Raw genomic sequence first — 18,446 nt, forward strand, 5'->3', positions numbered from 1 at the left:
CTAACTCTTGCGCACGACCTCCAGTAAGGGAGCCTCCGCCCGTGGCCCGATCGCTCGACGGTCTCGTTCTCGCCCCGGTGGCCGACCAGGCGCCGGGCCAAGTGGGTACCCGTACGCGCTTCGCCTACCACCAGGACGGCGGGCGCGTGTGGGCCTCTTATGAAGGCGGCGACGTCGTACAGGGGCACCTGGTGGGCACGCGTTCCGGTGACCGGCTCGACTTCCGCTACGTACAGCTGAAGACCGACGGGACCACGTCCTCGGGGCACTGCCTCTCCACCGTGTCCGAGCTGCCGGACGGCAGGGTGCGGCTCGACGAGACATGGGAGTGGGAGTCGCAGGTGGGCAGGGGGACCAGTGTGGTCGAGGAGATCGCCGCCCCTGTTTGATCACTAAACCGGCGGCCCGTGTGCAGGACGTCACGGCGCGGGAGTGGCCCGCGCCGCTGACTGACGCAAGATCAGGTGCCTAAGGTGATCCCGTGAGCGAGCAGCGGAGCGGCAACGGAACACCCACAGGGCAGCGGCACGTCGTCATCGTGGGCGCGGGAATGGCCGGCGTACAGACGGCCGTGGCGCTGCGCGAACAGGGCTTCACCGGTGCCGTCACGCTGATCGGGGCGGAGCCCCACCAGCCCTACGACCGGCCGCCCCTGTCCAAGGCCGTGCTGCTCGGCAAGGCCGAGGGATCGGCCTTCGACGTGGACTTCGAGGCACTCGGCGTCACCCTGGAGCTGGGCCGCGAGGTCACGGGCCTGCGCCCCGGCGACCACGAGCTGGACACCGCCGAGGGGCCCGTCCCGTACGACGTCCTGGTCGTCGCCACCGGCGCCGAGCCCGTCCGGCTGCCGGGCGCCGAGGATGTCCCCGGAGTGCACCTGCTGCGCACCCTCGACGACGCCGAGCGGCTGCGGCCCGTGCTGGCCGACCAGCACGACGTGGTGGTCGTGGGCGCCGGATGGATCGGCGCCGAGTTCGCCACCGCCGCCCGCGAGGCCGGCTGCCGGGTCACCGTCGTGGAGGCGGCCGAGCGGCCGCTGGCCGGGGCGCTGCCCGCCGAGGTCGCGGCCCCCATGACGGCCTGGTACGCGGACTCGGGAGCCCAATTGCGCACCCGCGCGCGCGTGGAGCACGTCGAGCCGGGCCTCGTGGTCCTGGACGACGGAACGCGGCTGCCCGCCGGAGCCGTCGTCGTCGGCATCGGGGCCCGCCCCGCGACCCGCTGGCTGGCCGGTTCCGGCATCGGCCTCGGCGCACACCACGAGGTGGTGGCCGACGCGGGGCTGCGCACCTCCGTACTCGACGTGTACGCCGTGGGGGACTGCTCGTCGTTCCCCTCGAAGCGCTACGGACAGCGCCTGATGGTCCACCACTGGGACAACGCGCTGCAGGGACCGCGCACGGTCGCGGCGAACATCATCGGTGAGACACCGGCGGTGTACGACCCGGTGCCCTACTTCTGGTCCGAGCAGTTCGGCCGCTTCGTGCAGTACGCGGGCCACCACGACGCCGCCGACACGACGGTGTGGCGGGGCGACCCGGCCGGCGCGGCCTGGTCGGTGTGCTGGCTGCGGGAGGGCGCCCTGGTGGCCGTGCTCGCCGTCGGCAAGCCCCGCGATCTGGCACAGGGCCGCAAGCTCATCGAGGCGGGCACCGTGCTGGACCCGGAGCGTCTGAGCGATCCCGCCCGCCCCTTGAAGTCTGCGGTGGCCTGAACCCGGCCTACCCCGGACGACCGTGGGCGGGCCGGCCGTGTGCCGTCCGCCGCGTGGCGGAAACCCCTGGTCAGACCGCCCCGACTTCCGACTGTCAGTCCGGGATGGCAGGCTTGTCCCGTGACCGAGATTGACGCAAAGATCGATGCTCTCGTCCCCGACTGGCTCACCCTCCCCGACATCGCGGAGCAACTCGACCTCGAGGTGACGCGTGTGCGGCAGCTGGTGAAGGAAGGCCAGGTGATCGCCGTACGCCGTGGTGAGAACAGGGCACTGCACGTGCCCGCCGCCTTCATCGACGGCGACAAGATCGTCAAGGGGCTCGTCGGCCTCCTGACGGTCCTGCGGGACGACGGCTTCAGCGACGAAGAGATGCTGGAGTGGCTCTTCACCCCCGACCCGACCCTGCCGGGCACGCCCGCGCAGGCCCTGAGCGAGAATCGCGGCACGGAGGTGAAGCGCCGCGCCCAGGCGCTCGCCGTCTGACCTGACAACCGTCCGGCGTGCGCACCACGGACCCCGTGGTGCGCACGCCGGACGACACCTGATCCACACGGGGGGATTTCCCATGGCCGACCCGAAGCGCACGCAGCTCGCCGATGCCCGGCTCTACCTGTGCACCGACGCCCGCAAGCGCCAGGGCGACCTGCCGGAGTTCCTCGACGCGGTGCTCTCCAGCGGCGTGGACATCGTGCAGTTGCGCGACAAGGGCATGGAGGCCGGCGAGGAGCTGGAGCACCTCGCCGTGTTCGCCGAGGCGGCCCGTCGCCACGGCAAGCTCTTCGCGGTCAACGACCGGGCGGACGTCGCGCACGCGACCGCTTCGGACGTGCTGCACCTGGGCCAGGGCGACCTGCCTGTCCCCGCGGCCCGCGCCGTTCTCGGCGACGGCATCCTCGTGGGCCGCTCCACGCACGCCGACGCGGAGGCCGCCGCGGCCGCCGTCCAGGAGGGCGTGGACTACTTCTGCACCGGCCCCTGCTGGCCGACGCCGACCAAGCCCGGCCGCCACGCCCCCGGTCTCGACCTGGTGCGCTACACCGCGGGCCTCGGCACCGACCGCCCCTGGTTCGCCATCGGCGGCATCGACCTGGGGAACCTGGACGAGGTCCTGGACGCGGGCGCCCGTCGCGTCGTCGTCGTGCGCGCCATCACGGAGGCCGACGATCCGGCCGCCGCGACCGCCGAATTCGCCAAGCGCCTGCGCTCGGTCTGACCCCGGGATCCCTTCGGGGAGCAGGCCTTCGGCTCGTCTGTCCGCAAGGTGGACGGGGATTATGGGCAACCGGATTCCGTCAGTAACCTGCCCGTATGGCCCTTGGCACTGCTTCCACCAGGACTGATCGCGCCCGCACCGTGCGCGACATGCTCGCGACCGGCAAGACGACGTACTCCTTCGAGTTCTCCGCGCCGAAAACCGAAAAGGGCGAGCGCAACCTGTGGAACGCGCTGCGCAGGGTCGAGGCCGTCTCGCCCGACTTCGTCTCCGTGACGTACGGCGCCGGCGGCTCCACGCGCGCGGGCACGGTCAAGGAGACCCAGCAGATCGTCGTCGACACGACGCTGACGCCGGTCGCCCACATCACCGCGGTCGAGCACTCGGTCGCCGAACTGCGCAACATCATCGGCCAGTACGCCGACGCCGGCATCCGGAACATGCTCGCCGTGCGCGGAGACCCGCCGGGCGACCCCATGGCCGACTGGGTCTCGCACCCCGAAGGGCTGACGTACGCGGCCGAACTCGTCGAGCTGATCAAGGAGTCGGGAGACTTCTGCGTCGGCGTCGCCGCGTTCCCCGCGATGCACCCGCGCTCCACGGAGTGGGACACCGACGTGCGGCACTTCGTCGACAAGTGCCGGGCGGGCGCCGACTACGCGATCACGCAGATGTTCTTCTACCCGGAGGAGTATCTGCGGCTGCGCGACCGGGTCGCCGCCGCGGGCTGCGAGACGCCCATCATTCCGGAATGCATGCCGGTCACGAGCGTGCGCATGCTCGAACGCCTGCCCAAGCTCAGCAACGCGGACTTCCCTCCGGCGCTGAAAGAGCGGATCCTCACAGCCAAAGACGATCCGGCCGCTGTACGCTCCATTGGCATCGAGTTCGCGACGGAGTTCTGCGCGAAGCTGCTTGACGAAGGTGTCCCGGGTCTGCACTTCATTACGCTCAACAACTCCACTGCGACGCTGGAAATCTACGAGAACCTGGGCCTGCACGAGCAGCGGGCCTGATGGGCCGTACCCGCAAGGGGCTACGGCCGTACGAGAGGGGCGTACATGGGCTGGGCGGTCCTCTATGTCGCGTTCGGACTGGTGGCACTGTGGCTCCTCGGTGAGGTGCTGCTGCAGTACAAGGCGCGGCTGCGCTGGCGCCTGCTCGCCTTCGTGGGCTTCCTCGGGGTGGTCCTCGGCGTCCTGATGCCCTCGGTGATCGTCATCGGGGCCGGTGCCATCGCCTTCGCGATCGGCCAGACGTACGTCACCCTGTCGTTCCGCCGCGGCTTCGCGGCGGGCTGGGCCCTCAAGAACGGCCCCGGCGGTGCCGACACCGGCGGCAGCAAGCGCCGCAAGAAGGAGCCGGTCCACCAGGACCCGACGCTCGAGGTCTCCGACCTGGAGTACGAGCAGGGTGCCCAGGACTACCCGCCGGTTCCGCAGGCGCCCGCCGAGTCCACCGCGGTGTACGCGACGACCGAGCCGATGCCCGACGACACCGGCCAGTACGGCGTCTACAGCGACTCGGCGTACGCCCAGACCGCCCAGGCGGACCAGCAGAACTACGGCTACGACACCGGGGCCTACGCCTACGACCAGCAGAACTACGGCTACGACACCGGGCAGCAGCCGTACGCCGCGCCCTACTCGGACCCGTACATCGGGACCCAGACGTACCCGGCGCAGCCCCAGTACGGCGACCCGTACGCCACCGGCCAGCAGCAGTACGCCGACCCGTACGCGACCGCCGCGGGCTACGGCGCGGACACGCCTCCGGGCGGCGTCTGGGTGCCGCAGCAGCGCAACGGCGACGAGCAGCAGCAGGGCTACGGCGGCGAACTCCCGCCCGAGCAGCCCTACCCGACGTATCCGCAGCACGACCCGAACACCGGGTACGACACCGGCTACAACGAGCAGCAGTACCGGTACTGAGCCGTCCGCCCGCCGCGGCTCACTGCGAGCCGCGGAACTCCGGTCCCTCCACGATCAGGCCCGCCACCAGCGCTCCCGACATGCCCACGTGCGGCAGTCCGCCACCGGGATGCGACCAGCCGCCCACCGCGAAGAGGCCCGGCAGGTCCGTCCCGTTCGCCGGATGCAGCAGGCTTCCCCGCGCGGCGGCCAGGGCGGGCGCGGGCACGGCGCCGCCCGCCGCTCCGGTCGCCTCGGCGATGTCCTGGGGCGTGCGCGTCTCGTGCCACAGGAGGCGGTCGCGGAGGCCGGACACGGTGCGCTCGGCCGCCGTGAGGACCGCTTCCAGACCGGCCTCGCTCACGCGCGCGTGGGGCGGCACGGTCACGGTGACGGTGACCGCCTCGTGGCCGGCGTCCGGCACCTGCGACGGATCGCCGGTCCGCAGCACCGCGACCGTCGGTCTCGCGGGCCAGGGACCGCCGTCGAACAGCCACGCCAACTCGGCGTCCCGGTCGGCCCCGTGCACCACCGTCCGGTGCGGCGTCCCCTCGGGCCGGGGTCCGCGCAGCGCCAGATGGACCGTGAGCCGACTGGGCACCGACGACTCGGGGCGCGCCGGCACCTCGCCCCGCACACTGCGGTCCGGCAGCAGCCCGTCGAGCACTCCCGGCGCGACACCGGCCACCACGAACTCGGCGTCCTCGACCGACCCGTCGGCCAGCTCGACGCCTGCCGCCCGTCCGTCCTTCACCACGATCCGGGTGACGGCCGCGTCGAACCGGAACTCGACCCTGCGCTTCAGGCACCGCGCGTACACCGCGTCCGCGAGCGCCCGCAGGCCGCCGCTCACCGCCCAGGTCCCGAAGGTCTGCTCCATGTAGGGCAGCACGGCCGCGCTCGCCGGCGCCGTACGCGGATCGAGGCCGTACGCCAGCGCGTACTGCTCGAGGAGCGCCACCAGACGCGGGTCCCCGCCCAGCTCCAGGGCGCCGATCTCGGTGAGCGTCGTCGCCGTGCGGTCCTTGCGCAGCAGCCGCCGCCGGGCCACTGCCGGGTACGGCTCACGGTCGGCGAGCACCTGCCAGTTGGGCCACAGGGGCTCCTCCAGCAGGGGGCGCCGGGAGCGGTCCCAGGCCTCCCGCGCCCGGTTCATGAACGCCGACCAGAGCTCGCCCGCGCCCGCGCCGACGGCCGTGTCCAACGCCTCGGCGACCCCCGCGCGCCGCGCGTTCGGCAGGTCCGTCGTCGTGCCGTCCGCGAAGACGTGCCGTACGGCGGGCTCCACCTGGGTCAGCGGAACGAGGTCCTCCAGCGGCTCCTTGCCCGTCTTGACGAACAGATCGCGGTAGACCGCGGGCAGGGGCAGCAGCCCCGGGCCCGTGTCGAACGCGAAGCCGTCGCGCTCGAACCGGCCGACCGCGCCGCCGTACGTCGACGCGCGCTCGAAGACCACCGGTCGGTGGCCCGCGACGGCCAGCCGAGCGGCGGCCGCCATGGCGCCCATCCCCGCGCCGATCACCGCAATTCGTGCCATGCCAGGAACTTTATCGGCCGCCACCGACAACGCCGCCCGCAGGTCACGGCGGCGGTGCCTCACGGGCCAGGCGCTTCTCCTCGCGCCGCTGGGCGCGTCTGCGCAGGAACCGGCGGATGCGCCGGACGAGGAGGAACAGCAGCAACAGGCCGAGGAGCAGCAGCACCGCCGCGATGATCGCGGCGGCCTCCGGATAGAACATCGCGAACGTCACGACACCGCCGACGCCGAGATCCTCGGCGGTGCTCATCACGAAGTTCGACACCGGCTCCGGCGAGGTGTTGATCGCCATCCGGGTGCCGGCCTTCACGGTGTGACTGGCCAGGGCCGTGGAACCGCCGATCGCGCCGGCCGCGAGATCGGACAGCGAACCGGTCTGCCCGGCGAGCAGGGCGCCGACGACCGCCCCCGACACCGGCCGGATCACGGTGTGCACCGTGTCCCAGGCCGAGTCCACATAGGGGATCTTGTCGGCGACGGCCTCGCACAGGAAGAGCACTCCGGCCACGATCAGGACGTCCGGGCGCTGCAGCGACTCGGGGACCTCGTCGGTCAGCCCGGTCGCGCCGAAGATGCCGAGCAGCAGGACCACCGCGTACGCGTTGATGCCGCTCGCCCAGCCACTGGTGAAGACCAGGGGGAGTACGGACACGGACAAGATCGTAACCAGTGGGGAACTCTCCGTGCCTGGGGATGAGTGCCCAGGCCTGAGTATCCGTACCTAGGTAGTGAGATGAGTAGGTGCACGGATGGGGTCCCACCTGCGCAGACGGAAGAGTGGAGGACACGGAGAGGGGCGCGGCTCCGGTACCGCCGACACGGGGCGGCGGAACGGATGCGGCGCCCTTGGCCGCTCCTCTCGCCCGTAAGGGTGGGAGCGAGGCACGGGGGACCCGGGGGAGACCGAACGGGGTCCAACGGGGGAACAACGGGGGATGCGCCGGTCCGGTGAGGCCTGATCACGACCACAGGCCTTGCCGGACCGGCGCTTCACGTATGCCGGTGCTTCACATGCGCGGCCCGTTCCGCGTTCCTCGCGTCAGAGGCGGGTCACGCCTTGCGCGTCAGCGACGGGCTGCCGCCGACCCGGCCCTGGAGCAGCAGCGACAGTGCGGCGTGCACATCGTCCAGCGAGCGCTCCGGCTGGAACGCCTGCCAGTCCAGCGCCGCCACGAGGACCATGCCCACCAGGGCCGCCGCCGTCAGCGGGACGTCGATCTCCTCGCTCAGCTCGCCGCTCGCCACGGCACCGCGCAGCACACCCTCGACGACGGCCACCGCCTCCTGGCGGACCACGGCGAGGGTGGACTGCCAGGCCCGGTTGGTGCGCCACAGCTCGGCCACGTAGAGCTGCGTGAAGGCCGGGTACTCGTCGATGAAGACGAGGCCGGCGCGGATCATCGCGTCCAGGGCGTCGACCTTGCTGCCGCCTCGCTCGTCGGTCTTCTGCGCGGCGTCCCGCAAGGAGGTGGTGAGAAGCCCGACGCCGTGCCGCAGCAGCTCCTCGAAGAGGACCGACTTGCTGGCGAAGTTGTAGTAGACGGTGCCCTTCGCGACCCCGGCGCGCTCGGCGATCTCGTCGACCGTCGTCGCGGAGAAACCCTGCTCCGCGATGAGCGTGACAGCTGCCTCGTAGAGCTTCTGCCGGGTGGCCTGGCGCCGTGTGCTGCTTTCCATGCCCCCGATTCTCACAGGCCGTCCCGTGGGCGCGCTCACAGGCTCAGCTCCGGGTGCAGCCGGTCCAGCGTCCACACCTGCTTGCGCCGGGCCGTCAGTGCGGTGAGCGCGAGGGCGCCCGCCGTGAAGGCCATCAGCACCGCGCAGGCCTGCCACACGGGGCCGAGCCCGCCGCCGGAGATCAGCCGCCGCAGAGCCTCGACGACGTAGCTCATCGGCAGGTACGGGTGGATCGCGTTGAAGAAGCCCGGGCTCGTCTGCACGGGATACGTGCCGCCCGCCGACGTCAGCTGCAGCATCAGGAAGGCGAGGACAAGGATGCGGCCCGCCGCCCCGAAGCGTGCGTTCAGCCATTGCACGATGGCCGCGAAGCACGCCGTGACCAGGCACAGGAACCCGACCGTCCCGGCCGCGTGCAGCATCTGCAGCCCAAGTGCCCAGTGCAGTACGGACATCAGGGCCGCCACTTGGAGGAGACCGAGCGCCGCGACCGGCAGCCAGCCCGAGAGCGCCACGCGCCATGCGGAGGCGCCCACGGCGAGCGCGCGCCGGTTCAGCGGCTGGATCAGCATGTAGGCGACCATCGCGCCCACCCACAAGGAGAGCGGAATGAAGTACGGGGCGAAACCCGTCCCGTAGTTGGGCGCCTTGTGCAGCGACTGCGAGGCCAGCTGCACCGGATCGGCCATCACCTCAGTGCGCTGATCGCGGTCCTTCTTGTCGTAGTCGGGGATCTTCTCGACGCCGTCGTGCAGCCCGCCCGCCAGCTTCCCCGAGCCGTCGGCCAGCTTGAACATGCCGCCGTTCAGGTCGTTCGCCCCGTTCTTCAACTTGCCTACACCGGCGTCGAGTTCGGTGGAGCCGGTCTTCGCCGTGCCGAGCCCGGTGTGCAGCTTCCCGGCGCCCGTGGCGACCTGGCCCGCCCCCTTGTTGAGCCTGTTGATCTGCGCCACCGCGTTCTCGACATCCTTGTCGAGCGTCGGGGCGCGCTCGGCGAGGGCCTCGGACTGCTTCTGCAGCGTCTTCAGGTGGCTGTCCATGAGGTCCAGGTCGCCGTGCTCGTCCTGGATGAGCGTGTTCAGGTCGTCGGAGACGGTGGCGACGTCCGCGGCGGCCGTCATGGCCTTCTTCAGGTCCGGGCAGGCCGGGTCGTCGAGCAGCGCCTTCTCGCAGCGACGCTCGTAGACGGCGGCAAGGATGTCGGATCCCGCGTGGGCGCCCTTGCGCGCGGTGGGTGCCAGCTTCACGAGGGCGTCGAGGTTGTGCCGGATGCCCTTCGCGGAGTCGGCCACGAGCCGCGCCGTGTCCCCGATCTGCTTCTTGTTGCCCTTCAGGAAGGGGAGCACCTGGTCGGCGGCCCCGTTGACCTTGTCGGCGAGGGACTGCGTGCCGGCGGAGACCTGCCGGGACCCCGTCTCCAGGTCGGCCGATCCCTTGTCGAGCTTCTTCAGGCCGCTCGCCAGGTCGCCGCTGCCCTTCTTGGCGTCCTTCAGGCCGTCGGCCAGGTCCTTCGAGCCCTTCTTGGCCTTGCCGATGCCGCCCTTGAGGTCGTCCGCGCCCTTCGCGGCCTTCTGGGTCGCGTCATGGATGTCCGAGAACGAGATGAAGATCTTGTCGAGGAAGGACCGTGACGCGTTCGTGGACGCGGCCGAGCGGACCTCGGAGAAGACCGTGCGGGAGATCTGCCCGACGATGTAGTTGTTCGCGTCGTTCGTGCGCACCCGAAGAGCGCCGGTCTCCGGGGTGTCCCCGGAACTGGACGCGATCCGCTTGCTGAAGTCCTCCGGCATCGTCAGCGACAGGTAGTACGTGCCGTCCTCCACGCCCCGCTGGGCCTGCGCGGCGTCGACCTCGTGCCACTGGAAGGTGTCGCTGTCGTACAGCCCCTTGGTGATGTCGTCGCCTGCGGTGATCTTCTTGCCGGCGGCGGCCGCTCCCTTGTCGTCGTTGACGAGCGCCACGGGAATCTTGTCGAGCCGCCCGTACGGATCCCAGAAGGACCACAGGTACAGCGCCCCGTAGAGCAGCGGCAGCAGCAGAAGTGCGACGAGCGCGGCGCGCGGCAGCTTGCCCCTGCCGAAGCGCTTGAGCTCAAGCGCGGCCAGCTTCGGCGAGCGCATCGGCCGTCTCCTTGTCGGTGTCGGTCACAGGGGTGGTGCTCGTGGGGGCGGCCGGTACGACGACGGCGTCGGCGAGGTCCGGTGCCTCGCTGCACACGGCGACGACCGTGGTGCCCGCCGCGGTGATGGCCTTCAACTGGTCCCACATCTCGGCCCGTTCGGCATCCGCGAGCTTCAGGTCGACGTCGTCGACGCCGATCAGCGCCGGGCGGCCGATGAGCGCGAGCGCGAGGGAGAGGCGCAGCGCCTCCGGGCGCTCCAGGTCGCGTACGGCCGTGCGGGAGCCCTTCGGCAGGGCCTCGCGGTCCAGGCCGGCGGCGGCCAGGGCCGTGTCGATGCGCAGCGCCGCCTCGGCCGCGCGCTCGGCGCGGGGGCGCAGCAGTCCGCGCAGCGACCCGTCGAAACGGCGTTGCAGCAGCGCCCGTTCCCGCAGGTGCTCGGCCACGGTGAGCGCCGGATCGAGGTCGGTCACCCCCGGCACGTGCGCGAGCCCGCTCACCCGCCGCACGGCGGCCATCTGCTTCGGCAGCCGGAACCCGCCGACGGTCGCCGTGCCCTCGGTGGGCCGCATGCGTCCGGTCAGTGCCAGCAGCAGGCAGGTGCGGCCGCTGCCGGACGCCCCCTCGATCGCGAGGAGGGACCCGGGCGCCGCGTCGATGTCGACACCGCGGAACGCCCAGCCGCGCGGGCCCTTCAGCCCGAACCCCTCGGCGGTGACGGCGACTGAGCCCTCCGGACCGTCCATGGCCATGGCCCCCTCGGCAACCTCTTTTGAACTGACCAGTCAGTGCAAAAGTTAGCCCGAACCTTCGATCGAAGCAAAAGGCCAGGTCAGGGCCGATTGTCAGTGGCATACCGCACGATGGGCACATACGGCCACTGCGCCGTCACACAGACGACAGGAGGTTCGTCATGGCCAGGTACACCGCAGCCGCCGCACACCGCCCCGCTGCCTCCGGCCACGCCCCCTCACTGACCGGACCGGCGAGCGACGTCCACCCGGTGCTCCGCCGGGCGAGCGCCCCGCCCGCCGCCCTCGATCTGCTCGCCCAGGCCCGCTCCGGACTCGACGAGGCGGCCGTGCTCGAGACACCGAACGAGCGGTACGCCACGGCCCACCTCGCCGCCCTGCGCACCGCGGCCGCCGTGCTCGCCGCCCGCGGCCGGCCCGAACTCACCCCCAAGCGCCGCGCCAGGATCCGCAGCGCCTGGGAAGTGCTCCCCGAGATAGCACCCGAACTGACCGAGTGGAGCGCCCTGTTCGCCTCCGGAGCGACCCGCCGGGCGCGCGCGGAGGCCGGTATCCGCGATGCGGCCAGCGCGCGCGACGCCGACGATCTGCTGCGCGACGTGGCGATGTTCCTGCGCCTGGTCGAGCGGATGCTCGTGCTGCAGCCGGCGCTTCCCCAGCCGCGCCAGGAGGACGACGCGCGCGTAGCGGAGCGGGAGGTGCCCGACGCGGGGTGACCAGCGATTGCGGTGATGTGCGCGGATGGCGAGGCCGCCCGTCCGGGCCCATTAGGGTGGAGGCGCCCGAACCTGCTCACGCCGAGGAGTCAGCCGCCGTGTCGGACCCGATGCGCCCTCCCGTCTCCCACCACTCGCGTACGACGTCGCCGCGCTCCGACCCCCCTCGTCCCCGTGCCTCTCTCCGTACCGCCGTGGTCTGGGAGGTCCTCAAGGACGCCCTGGACCGTCGTGCCAAGGCCGCGGGGAGCCCGACGCTGGACGTCCTCGACACCGGGGGCGGCAGCGGCAACTTCGCGGTGCCGGTCGCCCGTCTGGGCCACCGCGTCACCGTCGTCGACCCCAGCCCGAACGCGCTGTTCGCGCTCGAGCGCCGCGCCGCCGAGGCCGAGGTCGCCGACCGGGTGCGCGGCGTCCAGGGCGACATCTCCGGCCTGTTCGACGTCGTCGAGCGCGACGGGTACGACGCGGTCCTGTGCCACGGCGTCCTGGAGTACGTCGAGGAGCCGGCCGAGGGCGTGCGCAACGCGGTGGGCGCGCTCCGCTCCGGCGGTGTGCTCAGCCTGCTCGCCGCCGGTGTCGGCGGCGCCGTCCTCGCGCGGGCCCTCGCCGGACACTTCAAGGAGGCCCGGCAGGCCCTCGACGACCCGGCCGGCCGCTGGGGCGAGGGCGACCCGGTGCCGCGCCGCTTCACCGCCGAGCAGCTCTCCCGGCTCGTCGCCGACTCTGGCGTGGACGTGGGCGCCGTGCACGGTGTGCGGGTCTTCGCCGACCTCGTTCCCGGCGTCCTCGTGGACACCGAGCCAGGCGCCTTCCAGGAGCTCCTGAAGCTGGAGGCCGCCGCCGCCGAGCTGCCCGCGTTCCACGCCGTGGCGACGCAGCTGCACGTGCTCGGCGAGAAGCAGACGGCCGACCGGACCTGAGCGACTGAGGTGATCCGCCGCTGATCAGCGGCGCAGCGGCAGATGGAGTACGCCACAGGCCCCCCGATCCGGCGCGTGTCGCCGTATGATCGGGGTAGACCGTCCGGCATGACGGGTCGGCCACCGGGGAATGACGCCCAGTGAGCCGGAGCGGCGTGACGCGGTCCGGAATGGTGAAGTTGGCGTAGAGGGGCGGGTTTCACGGGGGCGATTCCCTGCCTATCCTGAAGGGGACCCCCGGTCGCCCCGGCGACTGCACGATGAGGAGGACTCCGTGCCGCTCTCGGAGCACGAGCAGCGAATGCTCGAGCAGATGGAGCGAGCGCTGTACGCCGAAGATCCCAAGTTCGCGACAGCGCTTGAGGGAAGCGGGCTGCGTACGTACACCCGACGTCGGGTCTACCAGGCAGTCGCGGGCTTCCTGGTGGGTATCGCGCTCCTCATGGCAGGTATGGTCGCGCAGCAGATCTGGATCAGCGTGGTGGGATTCCTCGTCATGCTGGGATGTGCGGTGCTCGCCGTCACAGGCTGGCGCAAGGCGCCCAAGCCCGGTGAACAGCCGGCGGGAGCGGTGCCAGGTGCGCCCGCCGCCCGGCGACAGAGCAAACAGAAGCGCTCGATGATGGACCGGATCGAGCAGCGCTGGCAGCGCCGCCGCGACGAGCAGGGCGGCCGCTGAGCCGACCGGCCCCGATCGGGACCTACAGACGTGTGTGAAGGGTGACCGCCCCCGGGCGGTCACCCTTTGTGCGTAACGGGCCCGTGCGGAGATGAAGACCCTGGGCGCAGACGGGGCCCGAGTGGAAATGAAGGCTCCGGCCACCCCTCACGGCGGCCGGAGCCTCCATCGACGTACGGGCCTCATCGCCCTGGACGGCTGGGCCGCATCACCCAGGGCGACTCAGCTCTCCTGGCTCGACGGGCGGGAGCGGGAGGCCCGGTCGAGCAGCGACGACCAGCGGGTCCGCAGGCGCACGGTGAACGACTCCCAGCGCTGCCCCACCGCCCACACCACCCGGATGGCCGAGCGCGGCGCGAGCGTCGCACGCAGCCGGGTCGTGCGGCTCGCCTTCGCGTGCAGTCCGGCCTGCAACCGCCGCGCATCCTCGGCGAGACCCGAGACGGCGCCCGGCCGCGGCGCGTACAGCACCTGCTCCACCGCCGCCGCCACCCGGTGGACGGCCTCGGCGGCCGGCGGATCGAGGTGCCCGACCCGCACGATGCGCGCCGCCGCCTTCCGCGGGGTCTGCGAGTCGTCCGGCGCGATGCCGTGATCCCAGGCCGTGTCCGTGACCTCGCGCCAGGCCGCCAGCGTGCGCGTGGCGACATCGGCCTCCGTGCGGCCGGAGGAACCGAGCCGCAGCGCCCTGAGGCGTCGCCGCCACAGCATCGGCAGCAGCGGCACCAGCAGGACCAGCAAGGCGGCCACGGCCACCAGCAGGAACGTGCCGACCGGCGGGCCGTCGTCCGAGGAGCCGCCCACGATCGCCGGAGCCGTGTTGCCGCAGCTGCCGTCCCTGCGCTGCGCCGCCGTGCAGCTCTGCGACGCGGAGGGCTGGGCCGCCGAGGGAGCCGCGGAGGCGGACTCGGACGGCGCCGCCGGGTTGTTCGGCGCCGCGGGAGTGTTGTCCTGCGTGTACTCCGGGACCGTCCCGCGGTTGGGCGTCGGCTCGAAGCGGGTCCAGCCCACGCCCTCGAAGTACAGCTCCGGCCAGGCGTGGGCGTCGCGCAGGCCCACCGAGTAGGCGCCGTCACCCGCGGGCGAGCCCGGAGTGAAGCCGACCGCGACGCGGGCCGGTATGCCCAGCGTCCTCGCCATCGCCGCCATCGAGAACGAGAAGTGGACGCAGAAGCCCTCCTTCTGCTTCAGGAACCGGGCGATGGCGGCGGAACCACTGCCCGCCTGCACCTCGGTGTTGTACGTGAAGCCGCCGTTGACCGCGAAGTAGTCCTGCAGCTCGACCGCGCGCTCGTAGTTGTTCGACGCGCCCGCCGTGACCTTGCGCGCGGTCGTGCGCACCACGTCCGGCAGCGAGCCCGGCACCTTCGTGAACTCGCGCAGCAGATCCGTCGGCGGCGCCCCGGCATTGGCCAGCTGCTCCGCCGTCGGCTGCACGATCAGGCTCTTGACGGTGTACGACTTCCCGCGCGTCGTCTGCCCGTGATCGCCCACCAGGGTCCGGCCGACCCGCTCGAACCGCCACCGCCCGTTCACCGACACCTGCGTCGCGGGATACGGCATGGGCAGCCAGTCCTGCGCGTACCAGTCGGCCGCCGAGATACGCGTCGTGATCTCGGTCCTGCCGATGTCCGCACCGAGGCCCGGCGGGCCCGGCAGCGTGGAGGGCACATCGGTGATGCTGCGCACCGAAGGGCGCCAGGTGGTGCCGTCGAACTCGTCGAGCGCCACGATCCGCAGATACATGTCGGACGTCTGCTCGGCGTTCGTCCTGTACGACATCACCGTCCGGTCCTCCGGCTGGTTCAGGCTGTTCTGCAGCGAGACCAGCGGGTTGACCGCGGAGATGGTGCCGCCGCCCCCCGACCCGTTGCCCACACCCGTGCCGGAGGGGCCGAGGAGGCCGCCGTCCAGCGGCAGCACGACCCACGCGACCAGGAGCGAGATGCCCAGCGAGAGCACGCCGATGCGGCGGCCGGTCCGGATCGGGGCGACCGCGCCGCCCTGCCCCGGAGTCCCGCCGGGCACGCGGCCGGTGCCGCCGAACACCCGGCCCCACTGCGAGAGCCGGTCCCGGCTCTCGGCGAGCAGCAGCAGGAGATAGCCGACGGCCGCGAGCAGGAACCACAGCCAGTCGATCCCGCCGTCGGAGAGCCCCGCGGCGACCGAGTACAGCGCGAGCAGTGGAAGCCCGGCCGGGGCCGCGCTGCGGAACGTCACCGCGAGCGCGTCCACCGCGAGCCCGATCACCAGCGCGCCGCCGACCAGCATCAGCCGGATGCCGTCGGACAGCGGCGCCGGGATCATGTACCGGCTGACGTCCTCGCTGCCGGCCTGGAGCAGCAGCCCGAAGTGCCGGAAGGCCTCCGGCCCGGGGACGACCGCGCCGAGCGCCTGGTCGTGCGCGAAGACGAGGGTGAGCAGCAGCAGGGAGACCAGGGCCTGCGCCGCGACCGTCAGCGGCCGGGGGAGCGGGACCCGACGGGCCGCCGCGCCCACCCCGGCCTGGATCACCAGCAGGATCGCGGCCTGCATGATCCAGGTGGACCGGTCGACCAGCGGCAGCAGCGCGCACGACGCCAGGAACGTGGCCAGCGTCGCGCAGATCGACAGACGGGCACCGCCGCTCATGACCAACCCCCTGCGGTACCCGGGGCACCGGCTGCCCCCGTACGCTCCCGGTCCGCCTGCCGCCACACGTCCACGAAGGACGCGCCGGGCGGCACGACCACCACGGTCCAGCCGGCCTCCTGCAGCACGCGCAGCCGCTCGGCGCACTGCTGCGAGGGCGGTGCCCCCGGCCCCTGGATCCAGGACGGACTGTCCAGGAGGAAGGCGACGGCGCCGCCGCTGCGCCGGCGCATCTTGGCGGCGACGGCGGCCTGCTCCTCGTCCAGGTCACCGAAGAAGGCGACCAGCAGCCCCTCGTTCCCGCCGCGCAGCACGTCGTACGCGGACGACAGCGTGTACGCGTCGGAGTGCTCGACGACGGCGAGCGTGTCCATCATCAGGCCCGCCGCGTCCGCCGACCCCTGGCCGGTGCCCGCGAACCCGTCCGTGCCCTCGCCCGGCACCGCACTGCCCGTGTCCGTCAACAGCCGCACGGAGAAGCCCCGTTCGAGCATGTGCACCAGGGCGGAGGCCGCCCCCGACACCGCCCATTCGAAGGCCGACTCCGGGCCCGCGCCCTGGAAGGCCGGACCGCGCGTGTCGAGCAGCACCGTGCAACGGGCCCGCTGCGGCTGCTCCTCGCGCCGCACCATCAGTTCACCGTACCGCGCGGTCGACCGCCAGTGGACGCGGCGCAGATCGTCGCCGTAGCGGTACCCGCGCGGGATCACGTCGTCCTCGCCGGCCAGCGCGAGCGAGCGCTGCCGTCCCTCGCCGTGTCCCTTGGCCTCGCCGGAGAGCCGTACCGGCGGCAGCGGCTCCACGCGCGGGATCACCGTCAGGGTGTCGTACGTGGAGAAGGACCGGGTCAGTTCGCACATGCCGAACGGGTCCGTCAGGCGCAGTTGCAGCGGCCCGAGCGGATAGCGGCCGCGCAGGTCCGAGCGGACCCGGTAGGACACCTCGCGGCGGCCGCCCGCCTCGACGCGGTCGAGGACGAAGCGGGGCCGCGGCCCGAGCACGTACGGCACCCGGTCCTGGAGCATCAGCAGGCCCGTGGGCAGCCGCGAGATGTTGTCCATCCGCAGATGCACGCGCGCCTCCGAACCGGCGGGCACGCGCGCGGGGGAGAGGCGGCGGCTGCCCGCGACCCGGTAGCGGGTGCGGTACAGGACGCCCGCGCAGACCAGAGGGAGCGCGGCGAGCAGCATGCCGACGCGGAGCAGATCGCCCTGTCCCAGGACGAACGCGCAGATCGTCGCGGCGACACCGGCCGCCAGGAAGGAGCGCCCGCGCGTGGTCAGCCCGGCGAGCGCGGTGCGCAGAGCGCTCTTGTCGCCCTTGTCGTCCGCCGCGCCGTCGCCGTCCGTGAAGCCGCCCCCGGGATCCGCCGCGTAGTACCCCCCGGCCGCCATCAGAGCCTCCGGGTGCCGGGGGGCTGCTGGCCGTACATCGGAGGAGCCTGGGTGTAGCCCTGGGGCGCGCGCGTTTCGGTGGCGGGCACCGGGGTGCGCTGCAGGATGTCGAGGACGACCTGCTCGGCCGTGCGCCGGTTCAACTGGGCCTGCGCGGTGGGCAGCAGACGGTGGGCCAGCACCGCGACGGCCAGCGCCTGGACGTCGTCCGGCAGCGCGTACTCACGGCCGCTGAGCGCCGCCGAGGCCTTGGCCGCCCGCAGCAGGTGCAGCGTCGCCCGCGGCGACGCGCCGAGTCTGAGGTCCGGGTGCGTGCGCGTGGCGGCGACCAGGTCCACCGCGTAGCGCCGTACGGCATCGGCGACATGGACCGTGCGCACCGCGTCGACCAGCTTCACGATGTCGTGCGCGTGCGCCACCGGCTGCAGGTCGTCCAGGGGCGAGACGCCACCGTGGACGTCCAGCATCTGCAGCTCGGCGTCCGGGCTCGGGTAGCCGATGGAGACGCGGGCCATGAACCGGTCGCGCTGGGCCTCGGGCAGGGGGTACGTGCCCTCCATCTCGACCGGGTTCTGCGTGGCCACCACCATGAAGGGGCTCGGAAGTTCGTAGGTCTTGCCGTCAATGGTGACCTGGCGCTCCTCCATGGACTCGAGGAGCGCGGACTGCGTCTTCGGCGAGGCGCGGTTGATCTCGTCGCCGATCACGATCTGCGCGAAGATCGCGCCCGGCTTGAACTCGAAGTCCTGACGCTGCTGGTCCCAGATGGACACACCGGTGATGTCCGACGGCAGCAGGTCCGGCGTGAACTGGATGCGGCGCACCGAGCAGTCGATGGACCGCGCCAGTGCCTTGGCGAGCATCGTCTTGCCGACGCCCGGGACATCCTCGATGAGCAGGTGCCCCTCGGCGAGCAGCACGGTCAGCGAAAGCCGTACGACCTCCGGCTTGCCCTCGATCACACCCTCCACCGACCTGCGGACACGCTCCGCGGTGGTGGTCAGATCAGTGAGGCTCGCTCGATCGTCATAGGTCGTCACCCGGCCCTCCTCGGCCCGTACTTTCCCGGGCCGTCGCTCTGCGATGCGGACCGGCCCACCCCGAAATACGGACACCACGCGCGAAGAGTTCCGTCGCTCGCGCGGGGTGTCACACACGCATTCTTGTTGCCGTTACCG

Annotated in this window: 17 protein-coding genes; 9 read left to right on the plus strand and 8 right to left on the minus strand. The window is 72.2% G+C overall.

All coding sequences use genetic code 11. The features are described 5' to 3' along the window. Positions 1 to 41 precede the first annotated feature (41 nt). The 6 genes from ACQUQD_RS29650 to ACQUQD_RS29675 all read left to right on the plus strand — a co-directional run bounded on the left by ACQUQD_RS29650 (position 42) and on the right by ACQUQD_RS29675 (position 4,861). The gene (locus ACQUQD_RS29650; protein WP_428955208.1) at positions 42 to 389 is read left to right on the plus strand and encodes a hypothetical protein; all 348 of its coding nucleotides are present in this window, start codon (positions 42 to 44) and stop codon (positions 387 to 389) included. 161 nt (positions 390 to 550) lie between these two features. Beyond that, complete coding sequence (locus ACQUQD_RS29655; protein WP_428957691.1) at positions 551 to 1,714, plus strand: NAD(P)/FAD-dependent oxidoreductase; 1,164 nt, start codon at positions 551 to 553, stop codon at positions 1,712 to 1,714. A 120-nt stretch (positions 1,715 to 1,834) separates the two neighbouring features. Further along, positions 1,835 to 2,200 (plus strand): Rv2175c family DNA-binding protein, encoded by a 366-nt coding sequence (locus ACQUQD_RS29660; protein ID WP_428955209.1) that lies wholly within the window; start codon positions 1,835 to 1,837, stop codon positions 2,198 to 2,200. A gap of 82 nt (positions 2,201 to 2,282) precedes the next feature. Next, on the plus strand, positions 2,283 to 2,930 hold the full coding sequence (gene thiE, locus ACQUQD_RS29665) for a thiamine phosphate synthase (RefSeq protein WP_428955210.1): 648 nt from the start codon (positions 2,283 to 2,285) through the stop codon (positions 2,928 to 2,930). 95 nt (positions 2,931 to 3,025) lie between these two features. Beyond that, a complete protein-coding gene (metF, locus tag ACQUQD_RS29670) occupies positions 3,026 to 3,946 on the plus strand; it encodes a methylenetetrahydrofolate reductase [NAD(P)H] (RefSeq protein WP_428955211.1) in 921 nt (306 codons plus the stop codon). Positions 3,947 to 3,991: 45 nt separating this feature from the next. Further along, positions 3,992 to 4,861: a hypothetical protein gene (locus ACQUQD_RS29675; RefSeq protein ID WP_428955212.1), complete on the plus strand. Its 870-nt coding sequence runs from the start codon at positions 3,992 to 3,994 to the stop codon at positions 4,859 to 4,861. A 19-nt stretch (positions 4,862 to 4,880) separates the two neighbouring features. Here ACQUQD_RS29675 and ACQUQD_RS29680 read toward each other — a convergent pair whose 3' ends face one another. From ACQUQD_RS29680 to ACQUQD_RS29700, 5 genes are all read right to left on the minus strand, one after another. Next, positions 4,881 to 6,377, minus strand: coding sequence for a phytoene desaturase family protein (locus ACQUQD_RS29680; RefSeq protein ID WP_428955213.1), 1,497 nt, complete (start codon positions 6,375 to 6,377; stop codon positions 4,881 to 4,883). Between the two features lie 43 nt (positions 6,378 to 6,420). Beyond that, positions 6,421 to 7,029, minus strand: a complete 609-nt coding sequence (locus tag ACQUQD_RS29685) for a DUF4126 domain-containing protein (protein ID WP_428955214.1) — start codon at positions 7,027 to 7,029, stop codon at positions 6,421 to 6,423. A 398-nt stretch (positions 7,030 to 7,427) separates the two neighbouring features. Continuing rightward, positions 7,428 to 8,054: a TetR/AcrR family transcriptional regulator gene (locus tag ACQUQD_RS29690; RefSeq protein WP_428955215.1), complete on the minus strand. Its 627-nt coding sequence runs from the start codon at positions 8,052 to 8,054 to the stop codon at positions 7,428 to 7,430. Between the two features lie 35 nt (positions 8,055 to 8,089). Then, positions 8,090 to 10,174 (minus strand): YhgE/Pip family protein, encoded by a 2,085-nt coding sequence (locus ACQUQD_RS29695; RefSeq protein ID WP_428955216.1) that lies wholly within the window; start codon positions 10,172 to 10,174, stop codon positions 8,090 to 8,092. After that, complete coding sequence (locus tag ACQUQD_RS29700; protein ID WP_428955217.1) at positions 10,146 to 10,919, minus strand: ATP-binding cassette domain-containing protein; 774 nt, start codon at positions 10,917 to 10,919, stop codon at positions 10,146 to 10,148. The genes ACQUQD_RS29695 and ACQUQD_RS29700 overlap by 29 nt, the downstream gene beginning before the upstream one ends. A 167-nt stretch (positions 10,920 to 11,086) precedes the next feature. Between ACQUQD_RS29700 and ACQUQD_RS29705 the strand changes: the two genes are divergently transcribed. The 3 genes from ACQUQD_RS29705 (at position 11,087) to ACQUQD_RS29715 (ending at position 13,243) form a co-directional block, all read left to right on the plus strand. Further along, a complete protein-coding gene (locus ACQUQD_RS29705) occupies positions 11,087 to 11,641 on the plus strand; it encodes an SAV_6107 family HEPN domain-containing protein (protein ID WP_428955218.1) in 555 nt (184 codons plus the stop codon). Between the two features lie 110 nt (positions 11,642 to 11,751). Next, complete coding sequence (locus ACQUQD_RS29710) at positions 11,752 to 12,564, plus strand: class I SAM-dependent methyltransferase (protein ID WP_428957692.1); 813 nt, start codon at positions 11,752 to 11,754, stop codon at positions 12,562 to 12,564. A 274-nt stretch (positions 12,565 to 12,838) separates the two neighbouring features. After that, positions 12,839 to 13,243, plus strand: a complete 405-nt coding sequence (locus tag ACQUQD_RS29715) for a DUF3040 domain-containing protein (RefSeq protein ID WP_428955219.1) — start codon at positions 12,839 to 12,841, stop codon at positions 13,241 to 13,243. Between the two features lie 222 nt (positions 13,244 to 13,465). Here ACQUQD_RS29715 and ACQUQD_RS29720 read toward each other — a convergent pair whose 3' ends face one another. From ACQUQD_RS29720 to ACQUQD_RS29730, 3 genes are read right to left on the minus strand one after another with little or no spacing between them, the layout of a single operon-like run. Continuing rightward, complete coding sequence (locus ACQUQD_RS29720; RefSeq protein WP_428955220.1) at positions 13,466 to 15,874, minus strand: transglutaminase TgpA family protein; 2,409 nt, start codon at positions 15,872 to 15,874, stop codon at positions 13,466 to 13,468. After that, entirely contained in the window at positions 15,871 to 17,268 is a 1,398-nt protein-coding gene (locus ACQUQD_RS29725) for a DUF58 domain-containing protein (RefSeq protein WP_428955221.1), read from the minus strand. Before ACQUQD_RS29725 ends, ACQUQD_RS29720 begins: the two co-directional genes overlap by 4 nt. Continuing rightward, complete coding sequence (locus ACQUQD_RS29730; RefSeq protein WP_428955222.1) at positions 17,268 to 18,308, minus strand: AAA family ATPase; 1,041 nt, start codon at positions 18,306 to 18,308, stop codon at positions 17,268 to 17,270. Before ACQUQD_RS29730 ends, ACQUQD_RS29725 begins: the two co-directional genes overlap by 1 nt. Between the last annotated feature and the right edge of the window lie 138 nt (positions 18,309 to 18,446).

The organism is Streptomyces sp. cg35 (assembly GCF_050410835.1).
Taxonomy (GTDB): Bacteria; Actinomycetota; Actinomycetes; order Streptomycetales; family Streptomycetaceae; genus Streptomyces.

Bases quoted from the DNA above. Each gene is read 5' to 3' on its own strand.
- ACQUQD_RS29655 (WP_428957691.1), top strand. From the start codon at position 551: ATGGCCGGCGTACAGACGGCCGTGGCGCTGCGCGAACAGGGCTTCACC.
- thiE (WP_428955210.1), top strand. From the start codon at position 2,283: ATGGCCGACCCGAAGCGCACGCAGCTCGCCGATGCCCGGCTCTACCTG.
- metF (WP_428955211.1), top strand. From the start codon at position 3,026: ATGGCCCTTGGCACTGCTTCCACCAGGACTGATCGCGCCCGCACCGTG.
- ACQUQD_RS29675 (WP_428955212.1), top strand. From the start codon at position 3,992: ATGGGCTGGGCGGTCCTCTATGTCGCGTTCGGACTGGTGGCACTGTGG.
- ACQUQD_RS29680 (WP_428955213.1), bottom strand. From the start codon at position 6,377: ATGGCACGAATTGCGGTGATCGGCGCGGGGATGGGCGCCATGGCGGCC.
- ACQUQD_RS29690 (WP_428955215.1), bottom strand. From the start codon at position 8,054: ATGGAAAGCAGCACACGGCGCCAGGCCACCCGGCAGAAGCTCTACGAG.
- ACQUQD_RS29695 (WP_428955216.1), bottom strand. From the start codon at position 10,174: ATGCGCTCGCCGAAGCTGGCCGCGCTTGAGCTCAAGCGCTTCGGCAGG.
- ACQUQD_RS29700 (WP_428955217.1), bottom strand. From the start codon at position 10,919: ATGGACGGTCCGGAGGGCTCAGTCGCCGTCACCGCCGAGGGGTTCGGG.
- ACQUQD_RS29705 (WP_428955218.1), top strand. From the start codon at position 11,087: ATGGCCAGGTACACCGCAGCCGCCGCACACCGCCCCGCTGCCTCCGGC.
- ACQUQD_RS29710 (WP_428957692.1), top strand. From the start codon at position 11,752: ATGCGCCCTCCCGTCTCCCACCACTCGCGTACGACGTCGCCGCGCTCC.
- ACQUQD_RS29720 (WP_428955220.1), bottom strand. From the start codon at position 15,874: ATGAGCGGCGGTGCCCGTCTGTCGATCTGCGCGACGCTGGCCACGTTC.
- ACQUQD_RS29725 (WP_428955221.1), bottom strand. From the start codon at position 17,268: ATGGCGGCCGGGGGGTACTACGCGGCGGATCCCGGGGGCGGCTTCACG.